The organism is Hwanghaeella sp. 1Z406 (assembly GCF_048892425.1).
In the GTDB taxonomy this organism is placed as follows: Bacteria; Pseudomonadota; Alphaproteobacteria; order UBA8366; family Aestuariispiraceae; genus Pacificispira.
Genome location: NZ_JBLZHU010000002.1, coordinates 82051 through 108105 on the forward strand (window position 1 = coordinate 82051; position 26055 = coordinate 108105).

Here is a 26055-nt window from a genome sequence, read left to right on the forward strand (position 1 = left end):
AGGCTTACCGCGCCTTCTGATAGGCCTGAAACGCGGCTAACAGTTTTGGGATGTTGGGATTTAGCTGATCCCATTCCGTTGAGACCGTGCGATCCTGGTCCAGGGTATAGCGGCGGAAATCATCGCACCAATGATGGTCCATGTTGCTGCGCAGGGCGATGGCCTCATCGGTCGTTTTGTCATAGCCCAAGGCCTGTTTCGCGTGTTCTTCTACCAGATAGGCTTCGCATTCGATATCCAGTTCTGTCATGTCCTCCAGCCGTCCCTGCATATCCTGATAGGCATGCCCGGCCAGTTCATGGGCAATGGTGCTGGCCAGGTGATTGGCGTCCCACTGAATGCCTGCACGACCAAATAGAATGACAAACGTCCGCTTACCCGCCGCCGGATCATAGTTGTCCGCAAAATAGGTCGCCAGGGATACGGTGGCCAGAACGTCCCTGGGATGGCGGGCATCATAGAAAATCTGAATATCGCCCTTCTTTTTCAGCGCCGCGATCCGGTCGCGCGCCATGGGCACCTTCTTGACGACCGTTTCGACCGCCAGAACCATCCGTTCCATCGCCACATCCGCAGGCGTTGTCGGGATTCCGTCAATCCTGTCCGTCTCGGGAATGAAAGAGATGAAATGAATGCCCCCAACCGTGCGGGAAAGCGCCTGATCGGCAAACGCGCCTGAAACACTGATGAAACAGAAAATAAGCGTCCCCAGAAAAGCGACGGCACAATGTTTCCAAAGGGGATCATTCAAAGACTTCATAAAATACAATCTAGGATGATTGTCATGCCCTGCAAAGATAAACCTACTGGCAAAAGACTATCTGCCAAAAAAAGACCGCCCGCCGGATTTCTCCAACGGACGGCCCTCCCCACTAAAGCTTTCCTACCCTAAACCGGACCGCCTCTTAATGGGCGTTCTCAGTGGAACTGTGCTGTCTCGGTCGATTCCCCCATGGCAGTGGTGGAGCTTTCGCCAACCGCCGTGGTGCTGTTGACCGCATCGAAATAGCTGACCCCGACCTCATGCTGATGGCGGGTCGCAGAGAAGCCATGGGCTTCGGCAGCGAATTCTGCCTGTTGCAGTTCAGAATAGCCCGCCATGCCGCGATCCTTATAGGCCCGTGCCAGTTCAAACGTGGCATAGTTGACGCTGTGGAAGCCAGCCAGGGTGATGAACTGGAATTTATAGCCAAGCGCCCCCAGCTCCTTCTGGAAGCTTTCCATTTCCGCCTTGCTGAGATGCTTCGCCCAGTTGAAGGAGGGCGAGCAGTTATAGGCCAACATCTGGTTCGGAAATTCCGCATGGATCGCATCGGCGAATTGCTTTGCCTGTTCGATGCTGGGGGTGGAGGTTTCCATCCACAGCAGGTCCGCATAGGGCGCGAAGGCTAGGCCACGGGCAATGCACATATCCATGCCACCGGTGATGCGATAGAAGCCTTCTGCCGTCCGCTCCCCGGTCAGGAAGGGTTGATCGCGTTCGTCCACATCCGTGGTTATCAGGCGGGCTGCCTCGGCATCAGTGCGAGCCATGATGATGGTCGGTACGCCCATGACGTCGGCTGCCAGGCGTGCAGAGGACAGGTTGCGCACGGCCTGTTGTGTCGGCAACAGAACCTTGCCACCCAGATGACCGCATTTCTTTTCTGATGACAGCTGATCTTCAAAATGAACGCCAGCAGCGCCCGCCTTGATCATCGCCTTCATCAGTTCGAACACATTCAGCGGTCCACCAAAGCCAGCTTCCGCATCGGCAACGATGGGCGCGAACCAATCGATATCCGTTGTGTTCTCGCCTGACAGGCGTTCCATGGTCTGGATCTGGTCCTGACGCATGAAGGCGTTGTTGATCCGCTCCACCACTTGAGGGACGGAGGAGACAGGATACAGCGACTGGTCCGGATACATCTGGCCCGCATTATTGGCGTCGGCGGCGACCTGCCAGCCAGACAGATAGATCGCCTGCAGGCCCGCGCGGACATGCTGTGTTGCCTGACAGCCGGTGAAGGCACCCAGCGTGTTTACATAAGGCTCTTCATTGATCAGCTTCCACAGCTTTTGCGCGCCCAGTTCCGCCAGGGTGTTGCGGATCTGGATGGAGCCGCGCAGCTTTGCCACATCATGCTTAGAATAATCACGGCGGGTCGTTGCCCAGCGGTTCGGGGCATAATCCGGGGCGTCCCAGTGGTCACCGCCGCCGTCGCCCCAATTGTAATTGTCATTCGGTCCCAAGCTATCCATCGGTTCAATCCTTCTCAGTTGGTTCAGACCCGGTCGCGGGTCAGGTTGGGTAAAGGCGCTGTTTGGAAAGTTCTTTACAAGACTTTGTAAAGCGCCGTGTGTTTCCTCTGAAACCTTGGATACAGCCGAATGATGCGCTGCACAACGGTAACCAACATAACATATTGTAAAGATTTCTCGTAAATGCTTTACTATTGGTTAACCTTGTAAATATTAGGAATTTGCAATGGCAAACCCCGTCGCAAAACTTGGACCAAAGTCTGGCACCAAACCTGCCTCTCGCGACGCGATGAAGGTTGGCCCGAAAATTCGACGGCTGCGGCGAGAACAATCTCTCAGCCAGGCGGCCCTGGCTGATATCCTGGAAGTCAGTGCCAGCTACCTCAATTTAATTGAGCACAACCGCCGCAAGGTGACCGTTCCGCTGTTGATGAAACTATCGGACTATTTCAACATTCCCGTCGATCAACTGGCGGAAGAAGAGGAGGGGCGGCTATACAGCGATGTGATGGAGGCCCTCAGCGATCCTCTCTTCGACGATTATGATATTCGCAACACCGATGTGCGCGATCTGGTGGAGGTCAGCCCGGAATCCGCCCGGGCGCTGCTGCGGGTCTGTGATGCCTATCAGACGACCCTGACCGATGCGCGCAGTCTCGCCGCCTCTGCCAGCGATGATCCCGACGGGCGCATGTCCCTGGGCGGCCTGTTGGGGGGGATTGGGGCCAGCACGCTATCGGCGTCTGACATCGTGTCTGACTTTATTCAGGCCAACAGCAATTACTTCCAGGATTTAGAGGATGAGGCCGACCGCGTCAGGCGGGAAATAGGCATTGTTGGCGGGTCCGCCAGATCCCTGGACACGTTGGTCGATTATTTGCGCCAGGCCCATGACGTGCGCGTTAATTTCATCGAACCCCCCGCCGATCCCAAGGCCAGCCCACCCATCACACGGCGATTTCATCCACAACAGAAACTGCTGGAAGTCAATCAACGGCTCAGCGGGGCCAGCCGCGCCTTTCAGATGTCCCACCAGATTGCGCTGCTCTCTGCCGGGTCGGTGATCGACATGCTGTTGATGGAGGCTGGTTTAAAAGAAGGCCCGCCCAGAACCCTGGGGCGGATTGCCCTGGCCAATTATCTGGCCGCCGCCCTGTTGCTGCCCTATGAGGCGTTCCTGGGCAGTGCGCGCGACTGTCGCTATGACATTGAATTGCTGCAACACCGATGGCGGGCCGGGTTTGAACAAATCTGCCACCGCCTGACCACCCTGAACAAACCGACCGACCGCGGTATCCCGTTGCATATGCTGCGGGTCGATCTGGCGGGTAATATCTCCAAACGCTTCACCCTATCCGGTCTGCCGATTCCCCGGCATGGCGGGGCCTGCAGCCGATGGAATATCTATTCCGCCTTTTTGAATCCGGGCCAGATCCAGGCCCAGGTCTCCAGCCTGCCCGATGGCACATCTTACTTTTGTATCGCGCGAACGATCACCAAGGGGGGTATCGGCTTTGGCGCGCAGCGCAGTGTTTTGTCCATCGGGATGGGCTGCGATGTGCGCTATGCCAAGGATATCGTCTATGCAGATGCCCTGGACTTGAGCCATGCAGACAGGTTCTCCGGAATCGGGGTCGCCTGCCGCATTTGTGAGCGGATGGACTGCACCCAGCGGGCCTTCCCGCCGGTTCATCTGCGCTATGACATCGAAGAAAATGTCCGTGGCCCCAGCCCCTACACCGCCCCCGGCTGGCCCCACCACCACGAACGCCCGGGGGGCACGCGGTAGAGGGCAATAATTGGCCTCCAAGTTGACAAAGGGCAATTATTGGCCTATATTTGGGATGTGGGGGAAGATGCATGCCAACGATTGCTGATTTTGGATCGTTCCGGATTTACATGTACTTCCAGGATGAGAACCCCCCGCATGTACATATCATTGGTCCAGATTTTGCCGCGAAACTGCGATTGGACGATGCGGTAAAGATTGCGGGCGATCTGCCCAAAAAGGTCGAACGGGAGGCCATTGCCTATGTGCAAGATCATCGGGATGAGCTTTTGAAGTGCTGGAGCTTGTATCAGGAGTGATGGAGATGACCGCCATGCGATTGCAGAACGTGAAGCCATTAGAGAATTTTTGCCTCGCGCTTACTTGGGAAGATGGCCCTACCCAAGTTGCAGATCTGTCCGGATTGGTGCGCGCCTCCAGACATTTCAACGTCTTCGCCAAGGACCCCGATGCGTTTAAAACCGTCACCACAATCAATTGGGGGCATGGCGTTGGCTGGTCCAATGGTCTGGATTTCAGCGCGGAAAACCTGGCGCTGATCGCATCAGAACAATCAGATCGGTCCGGCGTCACCTTGCTGAATGCCTTTAAGGAAAAATACAACCTTACTAATGATCAGATGGCCCAAGCGCTGGGATACAGCCGGACACAAATCAAAAATTTCCGATCAGGCACATCGCCCGTGACCTATACAGTGTGGCGCGCTGTGACGGATATGATGGAACGATCTGCATTGTTGTATGCGCGGTTGGCAAACAGCCAGCGATAGGGGCGCAAAGAAAACGCCCGGACCAGTTTCCCGGTCCGGGCGCATTTCAGTCAATCGCATTCTAAGGTCGGTTCAACCTTAGTCCCGGCGCGGGCGACGCGGGCGGTTGTTGCCGCCGCCATTGTCGTCACGCGGGGCCCGTTCGGGCTTTTCCAGCGTGTCTTCGATGTCGGCACCGGTTTCCTGATCAGCGCTGCGCATTGACAGGCGGACCTTGCCGCGCTCGTCCATGCCCAGGCATTTGACCCAGACTTCGTCGCCTTCATTGGCAACATCGGTGACCTGTGCGGTGCGGCCGGCCTGCAATTCGGAAATATGCACCAGACCATCGCGGCCCGGCATAAAGTTCACGAATGCCCCGAAATCCATGACCTTCACGACCTTGCCGCGATAGACCTTACCGGGTTCCGGTTCCGCCACGATGCCTTTGATCCAATCAACCGCGCGCTGACCGGCTTCGTTGTCGATGGAGGCAACCTTGATCGTCCCGTCGTCATCGATATCGACTTTCGCCCCGGTGGTTTCGCAAATTTCGCGAATAACCTTACCGCCGGTCCCGATCACTTCACGGATCTTGTCCTTGTTGATCTGGAAGGTCACGATGCGCGGTGCATTTTGCGACACACCGTCACGGCCATTGGTGATCGCCTTGGCCATTTCGCCCAGAATATGGATACGACCCTGTTTGGCCTGAGCCAAAGCGGTCTTCATGATTTCCTCAGTAATTGAGGTGATCTTGATATCCATCTGCAGCGAGGTGATGCCATCGGCAGTCCCGGCAACCTTAAAGTCCATATCGCCCAGGTGATCTTCATCGCCCAGAATATCGGACAGGACGGCGACGCCGTCATCTTCCTTGATCAAGCCCATGGCGATACCCGCGCAAGGCTTGGGCAGCGGCACACCGGCATCCATCAGGGACATGGACGTCCCGCAAACAGTCGCCATGGAAGACGAACCATTGGATTCGGTGATTTCGGAAACCACACGCACGGTGTAGGGGAAATCTTCCTTCGGTGGCATCAGCGGGTTCAGCGCGCGCCAGGCGAGCTTACCATGACCGATTTCGCGACGACCCGGAGGACCCATGCGACCGGCTTCCCCAACTGAATAGGGAGGGAAGTTATAGTGCAGCATGAAGTTCTGGCGGTATTCACCTTCCAGCGCGTCAATGATCTGTTCGTCCTGGCCGGTACCCAAAGTGGTCACGACCAAAGCCTGGGTTTCACCACGGGTGAACAAGGCAGAGCCATGCGCCTGGGGCAATACGCCGACTTCACAGACGATCGGGCGAACCTGATCGGTTTTGCGGCCATCGATGCGTTCGCCGGTTTTCAGGATATTGCCGCGAACGACATCCTTTTCCAGGTCCTTGAACAGTTTGCCAGCCAGGGCAACATCCAGGCCTTCTTCTTCCAGGCTTGCCATCGCTGCCTTCTTGGCATTGCCAACGGCTTCGACGCGATCCTGCTTCTTAGTGATGGCATAAGCGGCCCGCAGCGGCTCCATCGCCAATTCCCGCAGACGGGCATCGACAGGGGCAACATTCGGATCGGCTTCCGGCAGATCGAAGGGCTCTTTTGCAGCGGATTCAGCCAGATCAATGATCAGGTCGATCACCGGCTGGAAGCTGCGATGGGCCAGCATAACCGCGTTCAGCATGGTGTCTTCGTCCAGCTCTTGGGCTTCGGACTCGACCATCAACACACCTTCCTGGGTCCCGGCAACAACCAGGTCCAGGGTGCTGTCATCTTTGATCTGCGGCATGGTTGGGTTGGCAACCAGTTCACCGTCGATCATGCCGATGCGGATACCCGCAATCGGGCCCATGAAAGGAGCGCCAGAGATCGTCAGCGCCGCAGAGGCCCCAACCATCGCGACCATGTCTGGATCATTTTCCATGTCGTGGCTCAACACGGTGCAGACAACCTGCACTTCGTTTTTGAAGCCTGGCACGAAAAGCGGGCGGATCGGGCGGTCAATCAGGCGGGATGTCAGCGTTTCCTTTTCGGAAGGGCGCGCTTCCCGCTTGAAGAACCCACCGGGGATCTTGCCAGCCGCATAGGTTTTTTCCTGATAGTGAACCGACAACGGGAAAAAGTCCTGACCGGGCTTTTCTGATTTCGCGAAGGTCACGGCACACAGAACACTGGTTTCGCCATAAGTGGCAAGAACCGCCCCATCAGCCTGACGGGCAATGCGCCCGGTTTCCAGCGTCAGGGTGCGTCCGCACCATTCCATTGATTTTTTGTGGATTGTAAACATGTGGATAAAGTTTCCTTTTCTATCCGATCATACGACGATAGCGGGCCCTTGCCCGTTATCGGTTGGCAGCTTCTCAGACGGAGATCGTATCCTCGTGCGGAACCTGGGCGCTCACGACGCCTTGGCCCAGATCGGTCTAGCGGGGTGTTGGCTCGACCGCCACATCCCTTCGCTGTCCCGCGTGATCTACGCTCTTCACAGACAAGTCTGCCAAGCGGCGGTTTCGTGTCGTATCCGGCTTGGCCAGCCCGGGCGAAACCCCCAAAAAGCGAAAAGGCGCGGCCCCATTCGGGAACCGCGCCTTAGCCAAAATGCCTTAGCGGCGCACGCCGAGCTGACCAATCAGCTCCTTATACGCGCCTTCATTTTTGTTCTTCACATAGTCCAGAAGCCGGCGGCGCTTCCCAACCATAACCAACAGGCCACGGCGAGAGTGGAAGTCCTTTTTATGGGTCTTCAAATGTTCGGTCAGATTGTTGATCCGTTCCGTCAACACGGCGCACTGCACGGCAGGAGACCCGGTATCGCCTTCTTTGGCTTGATAGGTCCCGATCAATTCAGCTTTCTTTTCAGGCGTAATCGACATTTCTTAGTCCTTTTTTCACGGTATCTGTTTCGTTAAAGATCCGTTTCAGCGGTTCAGCACCCGAACGGGGCGAATTTCGCCTTTCCCGTATCGGACCAGCGCCACGGCGATTCCACCGCACAACGCCACAGCCTCATCCCCGTCTTTTAAATCGGCGATGCGGGCCAAATCCACCTTTCGGAAAAGTGATACGGACTGGCCATTCCTCAGCCGCGCCGTTTCCACTTCACTCAAGACCATTGCCGGGATACCGTCCAGCGCGGCCTCAATCGCCAGCAAACCATAGGGTTTACTGCCTGATTCGGTCGGGTTATGACCCATCTGGGCCAGCGCATCAAGCGAAATTGCATCCGCTTCTGTGAAGGGGCCGACCGACAGCCGCCGCAGGGCGGTCAAACTGCCCACCGTCCCCAGCGCCTGGGCAAGATCGCGACCCAGAGATCGGATATAGGTGCCCTTGCCGCAATCAACCTCTAAAATCACATGATCGGCGTCCGGGCGGGACAGAAACCGGATCGCGTCGATACGCACGATGCGCGATTTCATCTCCACATCCTGCCCGGCACGGGCCAGGTCATAGGCCCGTTCCCCATTGATTTTAATGGCGGAATAGGCAGGCGGCGTTTGCGATATATCGCCAATAAAATCAGACAGGGCGGCTTTGATTTCTGCGTCGCTGGGTCGGTGATCGCTGGTCGCGACAGCACTGCCTTCTGGATCCAGCGTTGTGGTTTCTTCCCCAAAGCGCAAGGTCATGCGATAGGTTTTGCGGCCATCCATGACATAGTGAACGGTCTTTGTGGCCTCCCCCAGGGCGATGGGCAGCAGGCCTGTGGCAAACGGATCCAGCGTGCCGCCATGACCCGCCTTTTGCGCATCCAGCGCGCGTTTCACGGCAGAGACCGCGTCGGTCGATCCCATGCCTGCTGGTTTATCCAGGATAACCCATCCGTCGATGGGCTGGCCTCGCTTTTTCTTCGCCACCGTCTCACACTCCTGTTGCAGAGGGGGTGGTATCGGTTTGGCTACGGCAAAGCAATTGAAGATTAACTTGGAGAAATTTGAAAACTGGGCTTATGTTTTCCAACATATTCAAAAAAAACAGGGAGTGCCCGATTGTGAAGACCCTCCAATTTAATCGCCGTAAACTTCTGAAAGCCGCGCTGTTTACCTCTGCTGCCTTTCTGGCCAGCCCGATGGGCCGCGCCCGGGCACAGGCATTGGCAGGCAAGACGGTCATCGTCGTCGGGGCCGGCGTTGCGGGTCTTACTGCCGCCAAAACCCTTAAAAATCAAGGCGCAGACGTGATCGTGCTGGAAGCCAATCCGCATATTGGGGGGCGCTTGCGCACGGACTGGTCCATGGGCGCACCGTTTGAAGTCGGCGCAGGATGGATTCATGGTCCATCAGACGACAATCCGGCAAAACAATTGGCCGATGCCGTGGGGTCGCAATATGTCGTGACCGACGATGACAACCTTGTCGTTTTTGATGGTGCCGGGGAAGAAATATCCGAAGAAGAACTAGAAGACATCAATGACTCTTGGACAGACATCCTGGATAAAATCGACGAGTCGCTGGAAAGCGGGGATCGGCGCAGTGTGCTGGAGGCCATCAATGATGTTGCCCCCGGCGCGATGAATGAGCCCGGCGTCGCCTGGGCGATGTCCGCCTATACAGAATTTTCCACCGGTGCGCCGCTTGAAAACCTGTCTGCCTATTATTTCAATTCCGACAAGGCCTTCGACCTGCCCGATGTGGCGGTCACGACAGGCTATGACAAATTGCTGGGCCCACTGGCCGACGGCTTGGATATCAAACTGTCAACCATCGTGACACAGATCGCCTATGGCGATGAGGGTGTCACGGTCAGCACCGATAAGGGGGATTTTGACGGGGATTACGTGGTCAGCAGCCTGCCGCTGGGCGTGTTGAAGGCCAAGGCCGTCGCCTTTGACCCGCCCTTACCGGATGACCATCAGTCCAATATTGATAACTTGGCCTTTGGCACTGTCACCAAGCTGGCCCTGAAATTCGCAGAACCCTTCTGGGATATTGAGACGCAGTATTTCGGCATCATGACATCAGAAAAGGGCCGGTGGAATTACTGGCTGAACTATCGCACTTTCAGCAATGAGAATATTCTGTTGGGCTTGAGCGTCGGAGCCTATGCGCCCGTCGCTGACAGGATGACCGATGCAGAACAGATTGCCGATGGCATGGATGTCTTGCGCTCTGTCTGGGGCGATGCGGTCACAGAACCGGTCCAGGTACTATCCACCCATTGGGCCACAGACCCCCATAGTTTAGGGGCCTATGCCTATATCCGCCCGGGCGGTCGCGCCAGCCAATGCGATGATCTTGCCGATCCTATAGAAGACCGGCTGTTCTTTTGCGGGGAACACACGATTTTCGACTATAAGGGCACCATCCACGGGGCCTATATGACCGGCCTGATCGCCGCTGAACATGTCATGGATGCGGTTTAGGATTAGGCGACGGAGCTGTTTGGTTCAGGGTGAAGCAAATATTCAATAATGGACACAAATTGATCTACATCATCCTTTGATACAGCGAATTCAAATCCGCCGTGAATGACGTTATTTCGCGCCAAGGACATTCTGCGCATGAATTCTGCTTCTTCTCTTAGTAAGTGGCCTTCTTCCGACAGAACATTAACAATACGCAGGGGCGATTGTGGACGATCAAACCGCGCTGGAACCAAGACACGACTAAGTCCTTCAAAGACGGACCAACACATCAACAATGCAGCTTCGTAATGACTGTTTTGGGTCAGCTTTTTTATCTGTAGCAACCGTGCTTCCAACTTTGGACGGCTTGGTGCCGGCAATGACGGCTCGGATTTAAAGGATCTGTCATAAAGCAAATTTAGTTTCCATTTGGTCTGATCCTTGAACAGATCATTCAGTCGCTCAATTCGTTTCGAATTATCTGCATCATCATCCCGAATGATTTCTATTACGATACCTTTGTCATCGCGCACTGCAATGGCATCCGGACGATACCCTTTCAGGAAAGTCGGGAGCATGCCTGACGAGGGTTCCAGAAACACCTGATAGCCATTTTGCTGCAATTCAGGAATTTTTGACTCCAGCAGCAACCGATTTTTTGACGTTATGCTCATCCGATGGTCCTAATCGGTTCGTTGTGAATTCGCAGATACATCAAAGGCTTTTCCTGGCCAACTGCATGGCTTAACACCGGTGAAGGTTCCTGCAATTGAAACTCAAACCCGGCATTGAACCTTTAAGCCACGATTCGGTCCACTTGATTATCATCAAGATACACAACTTTTACCATTGCGTCCAAAATTGGCTTTATCACATTATCAAGATCGGCTTCCATCTCGCCGTCTGGAAAGATGTAAATAGTTACATCTAATCTTTCATCACTCAAGAAACAGTCTTTTGGAAGTTCAAAGCGCAACGCCTCAACGATAGAGTCTTTCCATTGCTTTTTTGATCGTCCACCAGTGGCTTGGAGCGAAATTGGAGTCCCAGGGACGATAACCTCTATCGGAAAATCTATATCCATACAAATGCTTTGCGTATAATTAACTTTTTTCAGAATACACGCAATGGTGACAGATAATAAAGAAAATTAAAATTTTCCAACCGATAGAACGTGTGTGACCGCTACGCTGCGGAAGACATTGCGGGCTTTTCGACCTGTTCCACCAGGGCGGCATGCAGGGTTCGGATCGTGGTATCATAATCTGCCTGATCGACGATCACCTGCAGGTCGACCTTGCGCATCAGATCGTTGAAGCCCAAAGGTTCAACGCCTGCATCGCTCAAGGCCATCAAGGCACGGGCGGCAAGGCCTGGGACGCGCAGATCACGACCAATGGCGGTGATGACAGAAACTGTACGCGACGTGATGCGCGCGGTTGGAAATTCCGCGGCCAGATCCCGTTCCACCCGGCGCACCAGTTTGGGGCTGCCCTGCAGGAAATGCGTGATCGTATTGGCGTTGGATGATTTCGCCACAATATAGACCCGGTGCCGTTTCAGGCTGTTCAGGATCGCGGCATCATAGCCTTTGACCCCCACCATATCGGGTTCATAAAATTCAAACGCATAAACCGTCTTCAGACCCGCGACGATTTCTACGCCGGGTTCCGCAGGCTCTTGCGAATCCTGAATCAGCGCGCCAGGTTGGTCCGGCTCAAAGGTGTTTTTCACCCGCAGCGGAATACCGTTCTGGCGCAGCCCCTTGGCCGCGCTGGGATGGATCGCCTCCATGCCGATATTCGACAATTGGTCGGCAACATCGTAATTGGTTTCGCGGATCGGGCGCACCTTGTCTTCGCCGACCAGTTTCGGATCAGCGGAAGACAGATGAAATTCCTTATGGATGATCGCTTCCGCCGCCTTCGTGCGGACGGCAATGCGCGACATCGTGACTTCGGTATAGCCCCGGTCATAGCTTTTCACCAGTTCCGCATCGCACCGACAATACCCGGTCGCGATGGGCAATTCCCGCGACAGGTCGATCGTGTCAAACACGTCATCAATGGCCGCATCGAAACTGGGCAGGTCTTGCACGCGCCACCCGGTCAGATCGGCAAATCGCGCTGCGATCCCTTTTTCCCGCAACAGCAGGGCGGTATTATGGGCCGAATGGGCTTCCCCCAGAGAGGCCAGCATTTCGCGAACCGTGTCGAGGTGATCCTGCAGACGAAAATGGCCGGATGCGCACAGGCGTTGCAGATCAATCAGGCTGTCGCGTACACCATCAACACGCTCTTTTACAAACGCATCGGCGGTGCGTCGTGCAGCGCCATTGCCAAAAATTTCCTCGTTGATATCCAGCATCAGGGTGCGTGCTGCGCCCAGGGAATCGCCCCAGGCCCAGTCGCTGCCACTATCGGCATACAAGGCATAGACACCGGATTCCCCGGTTTTTTTATGCTCCAGCAGGGCATCTGTGATCCCGGCATAGGCAGATACGACGAAAATCCGGTTATAGAGATCTTCGCCCGTCCGATTGCCGATCAGGACATTGTTTAACATCGCATCGGTTTGCCGAATCGATGTCCCCCCCAGCTTTTCGACAGTATGTCGCCGTTGTTGGGTATCCTGTTGAACAGACTTGGTACTGGACTTGCCCTTGGCCGTCATTTTTTAAGCAGCCTCCTCGTCCGGCGCCGCATAGGATCCATCGGCGCGGTGCACTTCCTGACCGGTTACCGGCGGATTGAAGCAACAGGCCAGAACCATGGCTTCCGTGCCACCGCGCAGAACATGGCGGTCGTGTTTGTCCAGCGCATACATCACACCGGGTGTGATTTCATGCACCTGACCGGTCGCCAGATCTTCAATCGATCCATTGCCAGAGATGCAATAGACGGATTCAAAGTGGTTCTTATATTCGAATGTGTGTTCGGTATTCGCACCAATCGTCGTGATGTGGAAGCTGAACCCCATATTGTCATCAGCCAGCAACAGGCGAACACTTTGCCACTCTTCAGCGGCAACCCGGCGTTCTGTTTTCTCGGCATCCTGTAATTTGCGAACAATCATATCTGTCTCCTAAATATTAAATTCAGTGCGTGCGGCAGCCTGTTCAAGCAGCCTTTGCGCTTCCCTGGCTCATCACGCTGTCAGCGGCCTTGGCAAGGATCGCCAGGCCCGCTTCAAACTGTTCCATCGGAATGGTCAGCGGGGCAAGAACCTTGACCACTTCATCATGGCCGCCGGATGTTTCGATGATCAGGCCATTCTGATAGCAATGCTTGCAAATCTCAGCGGCCGTATCACCGTTCCCGACATTAATGCCCCGGAACATGCCCCGACCGCGCAGTGTCCAGCCATGCTGGTCTGCAATGGCCTTCAGGCGCTTGTGCAGAACATCGCCCTTCGCCTTAATGTCCGTCGCGAAGGCATCGTCCTTCCAGAATTTTTCCAGCGCGATGCGGGCGGTGACAAAGGCGTGGTTGTTGCCCCGGAAGGTCCCGTTGTGCTCTGCCGGGCCCCAGATATCATGATCCGGCTTCATCAGAACCATCGCAAAGGGCAAGCCCATTCCCGACAAAGATTTCGCCATCGTGATGATATCGGGCTGAATACCCATTTCCTCAAAGGAAAAGAACGTTCCCGTTCGACCGCACCCGGCCTGAATGTCATCCACAATCAACAGCGCGCCGTGTTGCTGCGCCAGTTTCGCGATGGAGCGCATCCAATCAGCGGAAGCGGCATTCAATCCGCCTTCCCCCTGGACGGTTTCCACCAGAATAGCCGCCGGCGCATCAACGCCACTGGACGGATCTTCCAGCATTTTAGCCAGGATCTGGGTGGTATCCATATCATCACCCAAATAGCCATCATAGGGTATCCGGGTGACGCCCTCCAAAGGCGCACCATTACCGCCCCGGTGATAGCCATTGCCGGTCGCGGCCAAGGCCCCTGCCGTCACACCATGGAAGCCATTGGTGAAAGATACGATATTGGTGCGACCCGTTACCTTGCGGGCCAGCTTGATCGCGGCTTCAACCGCATTCGCACCGGTCGGGCCCGTGAATTGCAGGCGATAGTCCATATCACGCGGTTTCAGGATGATATCCCGGAACGCTTCCAGGAAATCACGCTTGGCGTTGGTATACATATCCAGGCCATGGGTGACCCCATTGGATTTGATATACTCAATCAGCGCGGCCTGCATGTCCGGGTCGTTATGACCGTAATTCAAGGACGAGCAACCAGCCAGAAAATCGGTGTAATCGACACCATCCTGTGTTGTCAGCGTCGCATTCCGGGCGCCGCCAAACACCACAGGAAAGGAGCGACAATAGCTGCGGACTTCGGATTCAACAGTTTCAAAGGCGGTAAGCGGGGAAGTCATTTTCTTCTCCGATTCAAGTTGTTTCATTTTTGCGAATTGGCACGGGCGGCACCAACGAGAGATCGGCGCGCGACAGCGCTGCTTAAGCGACCTGCTTCAGGCGCCGATGCCGGATCGGTCCGATCTGTACCAAATGTTCAGTCTTTGCCTCGCCATCGAAATGCAGCTCTTCTTCAAAATGTGCATCCCGGTCCATGTCGGCGTCATACGCTGCCGCGATAGAGGTGAACAATGCCCAGGAAGCCTTGTTCGAGGCGGTGATCGTGCTGTGCAGGAATCGCACATCGCGATTCTGCTGCTGGCCCAAGACCCACAAGATCAGTCGTTTTGCAACGCCCTGACCGCGTGCCTTGGGGTGAACCGCGACCTGCCAGACAAACAGTGTGTCTGGATCCGATGGCGGGCGATATCCTGATACCCAACCGACAATTTCGCCATCCATTTCCGCCAACCCGCAGGTTTCAGAAAAATGCGAGCATTGCAGCAGATTGCAATACATGGAGTTGTCATCCAGCGCGTTGATATCCTGGATCAGGCGCCAGACTTCCGACCCGTCTTCAACCTCGGGTGCCCGAAAGGTGATCTCAGGCTTGCTGCGATCTGGTCCGGCAGAGCCTTTTCCCAAATCTGATACGCTGTCGCCCAAAATTCCGTCGCGGGGCATTATATCCTCCTGTCATGGGTAGAATTTAATTCAGACTATAAAGTAATTATATTTCAGGATCGATCAAGCACTAATTTATGAAAAATTTATTATTAACAACTATTTAACCTTAATAATAAAACATTCCTGAGGCGCATGATCCTTAGAATTCAGCGGATTATCGACAGGTTTTTCTGAAATATCTTTCGTTCATGGAACTAAATAGATTTTGCCAAAGGTCCCGATTTTGTGGACTTTTCCCCAGTGGTTAATGCTTCCGAGGGGACTTATGCTGACACAACGCGCCAATCATGCTGTCACAGTCTTGCGCCAGATCCTGCAAGCGACGGAAAACTATGCCCGGGCGGTGACCCGGCAGACCGGTCTGACGACATCACAATTGCTGGTATTGCAGATATTGGATGATTTCGGGGCCAGTTCTGCAGGCAGCGTGTCCACGCGCATGGGCATTTCTCAGGCCACCATGACCAGCCTTATCCATAAATTGGAAGCCAAAAGGATGATCCTGCGGGAACGCGGTGACACCGACCGCCGCCAGGTCTGGCTGTCTATTTCAGACATTGGGCGCGCCACCCTGTCACACGCCCCGGAAGGATTGCAGGCAAAATTCGGCGAACGCTTTGCCGCGCTGGAAGACTGGGAACAATCCCTGCTGATCGCCGGTCTGGAACGCACCGCCTCCCTGCTGGACGCAGAAGGCCTGGAAGCAACGCCAGTCCTGGATGTCGGCCGGGTGGAGAGTTAAAAGACCCGAAGATCTTGGGTAAGTTTCAAATCACGCTTGCGCCAAAAACCTATAACCTTGCCTCGATCGCGTCCCAGATCAGGCCGGACAGGTTGCTGCCGTCATAGCGGTCGATTTCCTGGATGCCGGTGGGCGACGTGACGTTGATTTCGGTCAGCTTGTTACCAATCACGTCGATGCCAACGAAAATCAACCCGCGTTCTTTCAGCATCGGGCCGATTGCCTCACAGATCTTGTGTTCTTCTGGCGTTATACCGGATTTATCAGGACGCCCACCAACATGCATGTTGGAGCGGGCTTCTCCCTCTGCCGGGACGCGATTGATCGCCCCCACAGCGACGCCATCAACCAGGATGATTCGCTTATCCCCCTGGCGAACCTCGGGCATATAGCGCTGTACCATCACCGGCTCCCGGCTGGTCGCCTCAAACATTTCCATCAGGGAGGCCATGTTTGAATCATCGGGTTTCAGGTGGAAAACCCCAGCCCCGCCATTGCCAAATAACGGCTTGATGATGATATCGCCATACTCTTTGCGAAAGGCCTTGATCTCATCCCGGTCGCGGGTGATCAGGGTTTCTGGCATCAGGTCGGGGAAATGTGTCACCAACAGCTTTTCCGGGGCATTTCGGACATGGGCCGGATCATTGACCACCAATGTTTCGGGATGTACCTGCTCCAGGATATGGGTTGCGGTGATATAACCCATATCAAAGGGCGGGTCCTGGCGCATCAGGATCACATCCACATCCGCGCGCAGATCCAGAGTCCGGATTTCCCCCAGCGTGAAGTGATTGCCCTGTTCCCGGCGCAGCGTCATCGGATGGCCCATCGCGCTGATCCGTCCCTGACGATAGGTCAAAGCCTGGGGCAGATAATGAAACAGGCTGTGGCCCCGGGCCTGTGCCTCAAGCCCCAGGGCGAAAGATGAATCCCCATTGATATTGATCGACTGTATCGGATCCATCTGGATCGCCACGCGCAGGCTCATGATTTCATCCTTAAAAACAAAGGGGTCGACGACCCGCTAATGAAGGGAACTCCGCAATTCATCCACCAGGGTCGCAACTTCTCGTCTGTGGCCGTCGCGGGTTTCTGTCTGAAGATAGGTTTCCAGGGCGGCGATTGCTGTGCGCACCTTACCGATATGGGCATTCATCAAACCGGATTCCCGCCATAGGGTTGGCCGATCCGGGGCCAGCAACAGCATGGATTCGACGATATGGGCTGCCTCTTCGACCCGTTGGTCCTTAATCAGGCGCAGCTTGATATTGTTCTGTAGCCGCAACAGGACATCGCGATCAGACACGGGCTCGTAATGGCGTGCCTGTAATTCCGCGTCATTGCCCGCCGTTGCTTTTAACAGCGCGCGCAGGGCGGGCGCATCCAACGGCACCCCGCCATCGAAAGGATCGACAATGATCCGCTCCCCCTCAACCTCAAAGCGCAATAAAAAATGGCCGGGGAAATCAAGCCCTTGCATATTCCAGCCCTGGGACCGGGCCAGATGCATCATCAAGATACCCAGGGCCACCGGCAATCCGCGGCGGCGGTCTATCACCCGGATGATGTTGGCGTTCTGTAAATCATCATAGGTGTCCCTATCACCGCTATAGCCATGCAGACCGAACAGGACGTGATTGATTGCCACCAGGCGCAACGCCGCGTCCTGAGATTCAATATCTGCCTTTGACATTGCGGCCGTCAGGTCCTGTTCCATCGTGGACAGATGATCGCGATAGAAGACCAGCCGGTCCGTTGGGGAATCGAAGGCGGCCAGCGCCAGCGCACCCTCTGCAATATCAAGCGGCGCATCACCCTGACGGGCCAGACCCTGCAATATCTCCTCCGCCCAGGCCTCACTGCTGACAGGGACATCCGCGCGCGGTGATGGGTCTCTTGAAGGGGTTTTCCTCATTCTGCGGCTTTCTGTACTTTCATTTCCTGCAACTGTTCCAATACGGCCTGTCGTTCCGGAGAATCCTTCAATTGAACATAGGATACAACCCGCCGGACCCGCTCAATATTCCGGGCATGCGCCAGAACGCGATCCAGTTCCGCCTGATTCTGTGCAATCCCGATGATAAACAGCGTCCCGTTTGTTGAGTCGGAAATATAGTTCAACCCCTTGATCTGCTTGTCCAGGGTCAGGTCCAGATCCATCGCCTTCTCAATCTTCAGGTCGAACCCGGAATTGATGAAACCGACATCATTGCCAATCAGAATTTCATTGATCACCTCAACAACGCCATCAGACTGCCAGGCGGTTTCCACCGCCTTAACCCGATCATCAGCATTGGGAACGATCCCGGTCAACAGGATGCGCCCTTCGACGACAGAAACGTCAATGCGCTGAAATGTTTCGAAATCGATATCGATCAATGCCTTCTGGAGCGAGACTTCCATCGACTTGTCGTCCAGCGTTTGTTGAAATCCACGTTCCTGAAGGGCGGCCGTTCCAACCACTGCACCCGCTGTCGTGGCAACACCCAGGGGAGAGCAGGCCGGAACCAGCAGAAGACCGAGCAACAGGGCAATCGAACGGGCGAACTGGCGCATGGAATCCTCGTTTCATTATACTTGGCAGGAAATATCGTCGACCGACCGGTTCCTGCAATGGCGCATCACGTTCCCAAAGGTAGGATGCGTCGCCCGCCGCCGCAATGGGGTCTGGGGCAAGCTGGGTCATCAAATGCCACCAGCCCCCTAAAGCCGCCAAGCATCAACAACATGAATGGGGCGGCGACCCGGGGCGACCGCGATCAGATCAAACCGCAGCGATATAGTGGGGTCCTGTTTCCTGTGCGTGCACCACCAGGCGGCGGCCCGTTCAATCCGGTGGCGCTGTTTCGGTCCCAGGGCCTCCAGAGCGGCGTCCATCGTGCTGCGGGCCTTGACTTCCACAAAACAGATCACTTTGCCCCGGCGGGCGATCAGGTCCAATTCTCCAACCGGTGTTTTCAATCGGCGGTCCAGGATCCGATACCCTTTCAGGCGCAACCACAGCACGGCCAAAGCCTCTGCCCGTCGCCCGCCTGCTTCCGCTTCCTGCCGTGCCTGCTGATCGCCGCCGCGACGCCGCCAAAGCTTCATCTGTTTGACCCACCGCCTTGCCTGTCGAAAAAATGCCGTATTCCCGCCCTAGACTTATCTGACGTTTGCTGTACGACAATTTTACAAATCCACGCATTCAATGAAATCGGACTCGTTTTTGATGTCGTGTTTGATTAAATACCAAAATGCTAGAAGATCAAATAACCCTATCAAATACTTGGGTTCCCTGGTGCCACAGGATATAACAGGCGCAACATTGGAGACGTCCCGCATGGTCAGCCATACTGCCACGCCGCATTTGCCCTTTCAGCCTGCGCGCCTGATCACGTCGGTCCTGCGCCCCTGTCGCAGCGTGCTGCCCGCAATATTTGCGCTTTCGACAACATTGATCGTCAGCGCGTGCGGTGTCAGCGGCGGGTCTTCGGTCTGGGGCAATGCACCCAGCGGTCCCGGTTTGGGAACCCCCCAGACGCCAACGGCACAATCTGCAACCAGAGGCGACGCCCCGGAAGGCACACCGGGCGCGAATGATGCCCTGACCGGCATGGGCGGCAGCACGCTGGCGCTGGGGGATTCGGGCTATTTGACACCCCCACCCGACGCTGTTCGACAAATTGAGGGAATCCCCGTCGCCATTCTTGTGCCGTTAAGCGGCAGATTGGCCGGGCCAGGCAAGGCCCTGCTGGAAGGCGCGCAAATGGCGTTGTTTGACGTCGGGAACCCCGAATTCAGGTTGATGCCGTTTGATACAATGGGCACGCCGCTTGGCGCGGAACAGGCCGCCCGGTCGGCGATTAACAAAGGCGCACGCCTGATTGTCGGTCCGCTATTGGCAGACTCTGTCACCGCCGTCAGACCGATTGCAGAGGCGGCCAATATCAAGGTTGTCGCCTTCTCCAACTCCAGCCATGTTGCAGGCGGCCCCATATTTCTGGCCGGTTTTACACCCGAAGAACAGGTGGATGCCATCGTTGCCCATGCCATGGCGGAAGGGCGACGTCGGTTTGCCATCCTGGCACCCTCCAATGAATATGGAAATGTCTCCGTCGATGCGCTGCGGACCTCCGTAGAGAAGCGGGGCGGGGAATTCAGCCGTGTTGGTTTCTATAATCCAGAAGCCCTGGATTTCGGTGATCAAATCCAGAATCTGTCCGACTACAAGAACCGGGTCCAAGCGTTGAAACAACAACGCGCAGAATTATCCGCACAAGGGGATCAGGCCTCTAAACAAGCACTAAAACGGATGGAAGTTCTGGATACATGGGGCGATCCCCCTTTTGACGCGCTTTTGTTACCCGTCTTGAACCCACAAACGTTACAGATCCTGTCGGCGCAATTGGCCTATTATGATGTCGATCAGCCAACAGTCCGCCTGTTGGGGTTACAGCGCTGGGACAGTTTCCCGAACCTGTCTTCTGAGCCCGGCCTGATCGGCAGCCAGTTTCCCGCTGCCCGTTCCGCCTATCGTGACCAATTTGAAGCCCGCTTCGCCCAAATGTTCGGCCATGGCGCGTCTGATCTGTCGGCGCTGTCCTATGATGTGACAGCGGTCGCCGCCGCCCTGGCCAGACCCAGCGTCAGCGGCCCGAAATATGACGTGGCCACGCTGACCGACCCCCAGGGATTCATTGGCGCGGAAGGCCTGTTCCGTTTCCAGGAAAATGGCATCGCTCAACGCGGCTTTGCCATCATGGAGGTACAGTCATCCGGCGTGCGTATGATTCAGGAAGCCCCCCGCAGCTTCGACCAGCCGGTCACGACCTACCCGCCCCAACCCACAGAGGGAACAACCCCCGCCCTACCCACGTCTTAAAAGGCCACATTGGAATTTTTAAGCACATTGTGGCTGGAAATCCCCGATGGAACCGTCTATAAGCCCCCTCGCGCGCCCGTAGCTCAGATGGATAGAGTGCTGCCCTCCGAAGGCAGAGGTCACAGGTTCGAATCCTGTCGGGCGCACCAATCTTTTCAGTATTTTACAGTATTTTAGTTGGGGCTAGAATTTTCCTAGCAATCAAATAGCAATCTATCGGCTTCCAATTTATCAACCCATCAAATAGCATTTTCTCATTGCGCTATCGCCAGTGAGTTTATTTTTCGTGTGCAACATTAGGCAGATTAGTTACCATTAATTTCGCTTAGATCATGTTATTCGCTTGGGAGAGTCTTAATAATGAAGTCGGCTCTTATAACGTTAATGTTCGCTTTCATGTTTGCGGGACAGGTTTCGGCTTCGGAGAACCCGTGTTCCAAACTGATGGCATCGGATTGTTGGTCATCTTTTGGTATCTTGGAAAAGATTGCTCTAATTCAAGGAATAAGCTTAGGGCAAAGCGTGCAAAGTATCCAAGGAGATATTTCAGGATCAAATAATAGTACACTATTTCAAAGAGACCATGTGGCCGTTCCAGATAGCACTACTTATGGTGACGTAATTGATTATATCGATAAACTTTACTCTTTTCCCGTAAACAGAAGTATTACACTTGATAAAGCTTTTGTGCTGGCAACGCTTTACCTCAGAGATGATGATTCAAACGACCGTATCAATCTTTTAACATTGTATCGAGATGGGAAGAATCTTCCAACATCCGGGATATTAACTGGATACAAAGATTTAAATGTTCTTACCGTAGAGGCTTATGGTGTCCCATTTGACGTTGTTTTGCCACGCTCATCAACGTTGGGAGTTAGCCCAGAAACTAGAGCAAAAGGTCAAAATGTTTTGGAGAAATTTGTGACCTATGGTTTTGGAGACGCCTGCTCCGATGAACCTTACTACGTTCGACTTGAGTATCCAGGAGACTTATTCGATTCAAAAGGGCGCCTTCGCGCTGAAATCAAGCTATCGCAATATGCTTCAATCTGTCTCTCAAACAAGTCTGTTAACTTTTCTAGTTTGAACATCTTTGGGGATATCAACCTCGGAATGTTCATGCTTCGAAATGGGTTCGTTAGTTACGACAGTGAAGATGATCCGATGTGGTCAAAGGATGTCAAAGACGGATTCCGTTTTTATGATATGTTTAAGGACATAAAGCCAAAGCTAGACACTGTATCCAGTGCGATTCTCATGTCATTAAGTAACTAAAATTAAAGGATAAAAATCTAGAAAGCATAAAAGAAACCCAAAGATTCTGAACGCATACTCTGAGTAAGAATTTAATCGAATTAGTTGGGGGGGTAGTTTGTTTTCTCGACTCGCGACTACCAACGACCGCTCTTGGAATCCTGCCTTAGACGCCGCAGGTTTTGGCAGATAGGGGATAGCACATCTCAGTCTCAACAGCCCTTTAAGTCTTTCTCCACACATTCGCGGGCGAGAACTTGTGCTTTTTCGACCTGAGCTGGGGTCATGTCATCCATAACCGTGTCGCGCAGCCAAGTGCCATGCCGATTTCCATTAAAGGCACTAACATTTGCCCACATATATGCGTTCACAATATTCTTAGGGACGCCTCGACCTAAAGCATAAAGAACACCCAGATTTTTCTGGGCTCCCGCATTTCCATTTTCCGCCGCAATCTTAATAAAAGCTGCTGCAAAAGCAAAATCTTGGAGTGTACCTTGCCCGTAATAGGCCATTACTCCCAAGTTATTTTGTGCACCGGAATGTCCTGCTCTAGCGGCGGCGTGGTAGTTCTCTTGCGCGAACTGATAATCCTTCCTAGTAAATCTTCCTAAATCACTTTGCATGCCTACACTGAAATACGTTCCCGCAATATCGTTAAGCTCAGACGTAGTGTACATAAACCATTTTTCGACAGTCATCCCGACACGAGAAAAATCTTCATTATTTACTGCTAGATAATCCAAATAGTACTCTGCCAATGTATCGCCCTGTTCGGCAGCACGCCTGAACCATTGCTCGGCACTTCTGTCATCTTGCATAACGCCTTCCCCATTAAAATACAGAAGGCCCAGATGAAACTGCGCGTAAACGAAGCCCTGTTCAGCTGCGGCACTATACCACTTGGCAGCCGACGCAAAATCTTGTGGGGTAATTTCCCCCTTTTCAAATCGTAAACCCAATTGAAACTGCGAGAAGGCATTTCCCTTATCTGAAAGCGATTTCCATTCACGCAGAGCCGTCTCGAAGTCACCATTTCGTTCAGCAGCATATGCCTTTTGATAGTCGTCACTCCAGCTCACCCCCCCATTCCCAATAAGAATGATTACAACCATTGAAAACGCCGCAGCCGCAATTTTCATCTCGGATTCCCCAATCTAAAGCTCGTTGCCAAACCGCTCTGCCGCCGCCGCCCAGCCAATTTCCTCATAATGCATCGCCTGTTCAACTAAGCGATTGTAGGTTTTCTTGTGCATCCCCTTTGGCTTTCTTGCGAAGGGCGCATCTAATCCCCAGTCTCCGCCCAGCTTCCTGCGAATTTTTTGGGCTTTGGAAAGGGTGCGGTCTGCGTATCCTTCATTTTGGCTTCGATAGGCGAAACGATAGGCTTTCACGCTCGCAAATTTGGACGCGCCGTTTAGCAGATAAAGTTTAGCAGCCCTCTTGCCGGTCAATGGACAGACAAACCACCAGCGCAGGCCCCCGAAATTTGGCGTCGTGGTCGTAAGCCTAACCACGTAGTCCTCTGGTTTGCCGTTACATGTGTACTGCAGGCGCATCGACGCGTCGGATGGGTCTTTCATATCTGCGATGTACCCTATCGAAGCCGATTTCTCTCCTGAATCGACATAGTGCCAAACAAGGCCGCCGCTCGTCCAAGCACCTGGCACCACCAGCTTGTCACGGACTAGCTTGTTCAGATTGAGAGGTACACCATCCTCAACAACCGGCTTCGTAGACCACCGATACCAATGTCCAGATCCGATACCGCCCATCTTCACCTCTCAGATTTTATCGAAATCATTAGGTAAATCGCCGCTAAGAATTCATTGTCTACAATACAGCTTGGTCTACAATACAGCTTGGCTATTGACATAGTGGCCCGTTTCTCTATCTTATTTCGTAGGCATAGCCTGCGAGGCCGCCTCTGCGGTCGCCAAAAAAGCTCCAACCCTTTGGGTGGGGCTTTTTTATTTAGTTACACGGATTTCATCGAAGCAACTATATTTCGTCGCTAACATTGGCCAATCATCCTCAGATAAAGAGCATTCAATTAATTTGCCTTCTTCTAAGAGACGACGATAGGGCCGGTTGTTTTTGTCATAACCGCCCATGCAAATCGGCCAAAGGTAGAGGTCCGCAAGTTGAGCCATTGGAGATGTTTTCTCCTTCAACTTGAAGTCATAGAGGGTCGTTTTTAGCTCCTCATTCGTCAACGGTGCGTACTTCTTGGAGGTATCTGAATCGAAGGGAAGACCCTGTGTTCTCATATCCTGATAGTACTGATTAAGGCATCTATCTTCGACCTTGTTGCAACGCTCTGGCATGACCCTCAGAAGCGCCCCTTTGGTTAATGCGTATTTAGCCGCTCGTTCAACAACGATAGTAAATGCAGTTTTGCAGAGCATCCATGGATTATTGTTGTATTCCATTAGATAGCGAGCATTGTAACCGGGCCTATCGACCACGCATGCAATACCGATTACCGATACCGTACTCATCAACTGAGAAAGCTCTTCGTAAAACTTTTCTTTCTCAGCATCTGGCAAGCCACGCAACCAAACAAAGTTTTTGTTCTGCGAACGAATCTCAGATGAATGAAGTGGTTTGGTAAGCTCCCATTTATCCAGAAATTCAGCGTGTAGTTTTCTGGCTTCCACTTCGTCAGATTCATCAATTATAATTCCACCCAGAGCGAACCAATCACGTCCGTGTGCAGGGACGCGGCCAACCTTGCGAGTAGGATGTCTCGTGCCTGAATCATCAAGATAGAGATTCAACTTCATCTTTGTCACTGAATATCCTCATAGCTATTCGGCCTATTGTGTAAATGATTTGTTCATCCAATTTCGTTAATCCATAGGAAACCTGTAGTCGACATACCATACTGACGAGTTCAATCCAACTGAACAGCCGACAAATTCTATTGGTACCATGCACTTTTCTTTTTAGCCTCTTCCAATGCTTTGGATCAACTACTGCAAACCACTTGGTATATTAAATGTGTTCCCGCGTCAGGAACCAATAGCGCCCCTTTTTCGACCATAACGGTTCCCAGTGTCGGAACTGGTTTCATTGATTTGGATGATGTTTTCGTCCGAGCGGTTCCCGATGTCGGTACCAGCGGTTCCTAAGGTTGGAACCGTGTTTTTATTTTCAGACCATTTTCGATAGGTGTGTTTTGCGGGTTGCCCTGAGTAATCCTCAGTCGTGAGTTCCCATTCCGACGCCCGGCCTTCCCCAGCCAACACCTTGCTGATGAAATGGCCGCGATAGTGAGCAATCAGAAACCCTTTCGCCTGCAGATCTGCAAAGGCTCGTTGCACTTTCACATTCCCGGCGCGAAGGGCCTCACGCGCCCGTCTATGACTCATGCCGATCTGTCCATTGTTGACACCGTTATGCCTGGCCCATATCTCGATCAGCAGCGCCTTTGCCTCGTTACTGAGCGCCTTCCATGCCGCACTTCCCGTAACGCCACGATGCAACCGGATGAACGGCTCATGCTTTGACCGGCCTTTTTGATTCACTTTTCCCATGCGACTCTCCAAATATCTTGGTGCGTTGTCAGAGAAAACGGAGACCCAGTTTTAGGGCCTCCGTATCCAAGCGGTTCTCTTTGCGGCCTATGCAGCCTCGAACTCGATTGAAACAACGCTGACAACTGAATGGAGGACGTACCTGGCGTGTGAGCCTGGAAACGGTCCACGATGGGCCTCATGAACGGTTTCTATGTTGATGCCGTATTCATGGCGGAGATTGTGGACATAGCCCGACCATCGAGGTCCAGGCGTCGTGATTGGCGTGCAGCCATACTTCCCAGCCTCAACGAGCTTAGAAAGTGCCCAGGCGTTGCGCCCAGTTAACTCTACGACTCTACTTTCACCATTTTGATCCAGGACAGTGAATATTGCTTTCATAGCTGGCCCTCCGTATCGGGGAGGCCCAATTCAAAAGCATAGACTCTGGCATGAGTGACAGGCAGGCCATGTCGACGGGCCAAAGTTA

General features: G+C 53.8%; 28 protein-coding genes and 1 tRNA gene. 9 read left to right on the forward strand and 20 right to left on the reverse strand.

The features are described 5' to 3' along the window. Window positions 1-4: 4 nt before the first annotated feature. Together ACOSDR_RS04710 and aceA are read right to left on the reverse strand one after the other, a co-directional pair. Window positions 5-760: a hypothetical protein gene (locus tag ACOSDR_RS04710; protein WP_420723326.1), complete on the reverse strand. Its 756-nt coding sequence runs from the start codon at window positions 758-760 to the stop codon at window positions 5-7. 158 nt (window positions 761-918) lie between these two features. After that, window positions 919-2232, reverse strand: a complete 1314-nt coding sequence (aceA, locus tag ACOSDR_RS04715; RefSeq protein WP_420723636.1) for an isocitrate lyase — start codon at window positions 2230-2232, stop codon at window positions 919-921. Window positions 2233-2467: 235 nt separating this feature from the next. Here aceA and ACOSDR_RS04720 point away from each other — a divergent pair, with 235 nt between their 5' ends. The 3 genes from ACOSDR_RS04720 (at window position 2468) to ACOSDR_RS04730 (ending at window position 4799) form a co-directional block, all read left to right on the forward strand. Beyond that, entirely contained in the window at window positions 2468-4030 is a 1563-nt protein-coding gene (locus ACOSDR_RS04720; protein WP_420723325.1) for a helix-turn-helix domain-containing protein, read from the forward strand. A 71-nt stretch (window positions 4031-4101) separates the two neighbouring features. Further along, the gene (locus ACOSDR_RS04725; RefSeq protein WP_420723324.1) at window positions 4102-4329 is read left to right on the forward strand and encodes a DUF4160 domain-containing protein; all 228 of its coding nucleotides are present in this window, start codon (window positions 4102-4104) and stop codon (window positions 4327-4329) included. 5 nt (window positions 4330-4334) lie between these two features. Then, window positions 4335-4799, forward strand: coding sequence for a DUF2442 domain-containing protein (locus ACOSDR_RS04730; RefSeq protein WP_420723323.1), 465 nt, complete (start codon window positions 4335-4337; stop codon window positions 4797-4799). A gap of 78 nt (window positions 4800-4877) precedes the next feature. On the opposite strand, the gene pnp is transcribed toward ACOSDR_RS04730, so the two are convergent. The 3 genes from pnp to truB form a co-directional block, all read right to left on the reverse strand. Further along, the gene (gene pnp / locus ACOSDR_RS04735; protein WP_420730531.1) at window positions 4878-7064 is read right to left on the reverse strand and encodes a polyribonucleotide nucleotidyltransferase; all 2187 of its coding nucleotides are present in this window, start codon (window positions 7062-7064) and stop codon (window positions 4878-4880) included. 316 nt (window positions 7065-7380) lie between these two features. Beyond that, the gene (gene rpsO, locus ACOSDR_RS04740) at window positions 7381-7650 is read right to left on the reverse strand and encodes a 30S ribosomal protein S15 (protein WP_420723321.1); all 270 of its coding nucleotides are present in this window, start codon (window positions 7648-7650) and stop codon (window positions 7381-7383) included. 45 nt (window positions 7651-7695) lie between these two features. After that, window positions 7696-8634 carry a tRNA pseudouridine(55) synthase TruB gene (gene truB / locus ACOSDR_RS04745; RefSeq protein WP_420723320.1) on the reverse strand — a complete coding sequence of 313 codons (939 nt, stop codon included), beginning with the start codon at window positions 8632-8634 and terminating at the stop codon, window positions 7696-7698. A gap of 134 nt (window positions 8635-8768) precedes the next feature. On the opposite strand from truB, the gene ACOSDR_RS04750 reads away from it, so the two are divergent. Beyond that, on the forward strand, window positions 8769-10139 hold the full coding sequence (locus ACOSDR_RS04750) for a flavin monoamine oxidase family protein (protein ID WP_420723319.1): 1371 nt from the start codon (window positions 8769-8771) through the stop codon (window positions 10137-10139). Between the two features lie 2 nt (window positions 10140-10141). Here ACOSDR_RS04750 and ACOSDR_RS04755 read toward each other — a convergent pair whose 3' ends face one another. The 6 genes from ACOSDR_RS04755 to ectA all read right to left on the reverse strand — a co-directional run bounded on the left by ACOSDR_RS04755 (window position 10142) and on the right by ectA (window position 15178). Then, window positions 10142-10795 carry a hypothetical protein gene (locus ACOSDR_RS04755; protein ID WP_420723318.1) on the reverse strand — a complete coding sequence of 218 codons (654 nt, stop codon included), beginning with the start codon at window positions 10793-10795 and terminating at the stop codon, window positions 10142-10144. Between the two features lie 122 nt (window positions 10796-10917). Beyond that, entirely contained in the window at window positions 10918-11205 is a 288-nt protein-coding gene (locus ACOSDR_RS04760; RefSeq protein ID WP_420730532.1) for a RusA family crossover junction endodeoxyribonuclease, read from the reverse strand. Window positions 11206-11306: 101 nt separating this feature from the next. After that, on the reverse strand, window positions 11307-12794 hold the full coding sequence (locus tag ACOSDR_RS04765; protein WP_420730533.1) for an aspartate kinase: 1488 nt from the start codon (window positions 12792-12794) through the stop codon (window positions 11307-11309). Window positions 12795-12797: 3 nt separating this feature from the next. Then, window positions 12798-13196 carry an ectoine synthase gene (locus ACOSDR_RS04770; RefSeq protein WP_420723315.1) on the reverse strand — a complete coding sequence of 133 codons (399 nt, stop codon included), beginning with the start codon at window positions 13194-13196 and terminating at the stop codon, window positions 12798-12800. Between the two features lie 43 nt (window positions 13197-13239). Beyond that, entirely contained in the window at window positions 13240-14514 is a 1275-nt protein-coding gene (ectB, locus tag ACOSDR_RS04775) for a diaminobutyrate--2-oxoglutarate transaminase (protein WP_420730534.1), read from the reverse strand. Window positions 14515-14596: 82 nt separating this feature from the next. After that, entirely contained in the window at window positions 14597-15178 is a 582-nt protein-coding gene (gene ectA, locus ACOSDR_RS04780; RefSeq protein WP_420723313.1) for a diaminobutyrate acetyltransferase, read from the reverse strand. A 268-nt stretch (window positions 15179-15446) separates the two neighbouring features. Here ectA and ACOSDR_RS04785 point away from each other — a divergent pair, with 268 nt between their 5' ends. Then, window positions 15447-15923 (forward strand): MarR family winged helix-turn-helix transcriptional regulator, encoded by a 477-nt coding sequence (locus tag ACOSDR_RS04785; RefSeq protein ID WP_420730535.1) that lies wholly within the window; start codon window positions 15447-15449, stop codon window positions 15921-15923. Between the two features lie 49 nt (window positions 15924-15972). On the opposite strand, the gene gshB is transcribed toward ACOSDR_RS04785, so the two are convergent. From gshB to ACOSDR_RS04800, 3 genes are read right to left on the reverse strand one after another with little or no spacing between them, the layout of a single operon-like run. Further along, a complete protein-coding gene (gene gshB / locus ACOSDR_RS04790; protein WP_420723311.1) occupies window positions 15973-16914 on the reverse strand; it encodes a glutathione synthase in 942 nt (313 codons plus the stop codon). A gap of 36 nt (window positions 16915-16950) precedes the next feature. Next, window positions 16951-17841 carry a SirB1 family protein gene (locus ACOSDR_RS04795; protein WP_420723310.1) on the reverse strand — a complete coding sequence of 297 codons (891 nt, stop codon included), beginning with the start codon at window positions 17839-17841 and terminating at the stop codon, window positions 16951-16953. Then, the gene (locus ACOSDR_RS04800; RefSeq protein WP_420723309.1) at window positions 17838-18482 is read right to left on the reverse strand and encodes a BON domain-containing protein; all 645 of its coding nucleotides are present in this window, start codon (window positions 18480-18482) and stop codon (window positions 17838-17840) included. The genes ACOSDR_RS04795 and ACOSDR_RS04800 overlap by 4 nt, the downstream gene beginning before the upstream one ends. Between ACOSDR_RS04800 and ACOSDR_RS04805 the strand changes: the two genes are divergently transcribed. Continuing rightward, the gene (locus tag ACOSDR_RS04805; protein ID WP_420723308.1) at window positions 18481-18633 is read left to right on the forward strand and encodes a hypothetical protein; all 153 of its coding nucleotides are present in this window, start codon (window positions 18481-18483) and stop codon (window positions 18631-18633) included. The two genes, ACOSDR_RS04800 and ACOSDR_RS04805, sit on opposite strands and share 2 nt — an antisense overlap. Here the strand turns inward: ACOSDR_RS04805 and ACOSDR_RS04810 are convergent. Next, window positions 18630-19016: a YraN family protein gene (locus ACOSDR_RS04810; protein ID WP_420723307.1), complete on the reverse strand. Its 387-nt coding sequence runs from the start codon at window positions 19014-19016 to the stop codon at window positions 18630-18632. The two genes, ACOSDR_RS04805 and ACOSDR_RS04810, sit on opposite strands and share 4 nt — an antisense overlap. 190 nt (window positions 19017-19206) lie before the next feature. Between ACOSDR_RS04810 and ACOSDR_RS04815 the strand changes: the two genes are divergently transcribed. From ACOSDR_RS04815 to ACOSDR_RS04825, 3 genes are all read left to right on the forward strand, one after another. Continuing rightward, window positions 19207-20790 (forward strand): penicillin-binding protein activator, encoded by a 1584-nt coding sequence (locus ACOSDR_RS04815; RefSeq protein WP_420730536.1) that lies wholly within the window; start codon window positions 19207-19209, stop codon window positions 20788-20790. A 72-nt stretch (window positions 20791-20862) separates the two neighbouring features. Further along, window positions 20863-20939: transfer RNA gene (locus tag ACOSDR_RS04820), tRNA-Arg, on the forward strand. Window positions 20940-21150: 211 nt separating this feature from the next. After that, complete coding sequence (locus ACOSDR_RS04825; RefSeq protein WP_420730537.1) at window positions 21151-22068, forward strand: hypothetical protein; 918 nt, start codon at window positions 21151-21153, stop codon at window positions 22066-22068. Window positions 22069-22259: 191 nt separating this feature from the next. Here ACOSDR_RS04825 and ACOSDR_RS04830 read toward each other — a convergent pair whose 3' ends face one another. From ACOSDR_RS04830 to ACOSDR_RS04850, 5 genes are all read right to left on the reverse strand, one after another. Next, window positions 22260-23189, reverse strand: coding sequence for a tetratricopeptide repeat protein (locus ACOSDR_RS04830; protein WP_420730538.1), 930 nt, complete (start codon window positions 23187-23189; stop codon window positions 22260-22262). A gap of 15 nt (window positions 23190-23204) precedes the next feature. Continuing rightward, a complete protein-coding gene (locus tag ACOSDR_RS04835) occupies window positions 23205-23822 on the reverse strand; it encodes a hypothetical protein (protein WP_420730539.1) in 618 nt (205 codons plus the stop codon). Between the two features lie 195 nt (window positions 23823-24017). Next, a complete protein-coding gene (locus ACOSDR_RS04840; RefSeq protein WP_420730815.1) occupies window positions 24018-24833 on the reverse strand; it encodes a DUF3800 domain-containing protein in 816 nt (271 codons plus the stop codon). A gap of 228 nt (window positions 24834-25061) precedes the next feature. Beyond that, on the reverse strand, window positions 25062-25586 hold the full coding sequence (locus ACOSDR_RS04845) for a hypothetical protein (protein WP_420730540.1): 525 nt from the start codon (window positions 25584-25586) through the stop codon (window positions 25062-25064). 87 nt (window positions 25587-25673) lie between these two features. Further along, complete coding sequence (locus tag ACOSDR_RS04850; RefSeq protein WP_420730541.1) at window positions 25674-25967, reverse strand: winged helix domain-containing protein; 294 nt, start codon at window positions 25965-25967, stop codon at window positions 25674-25676. Window positions 25968-26055 lie beyond the last annotated feature (88 nt).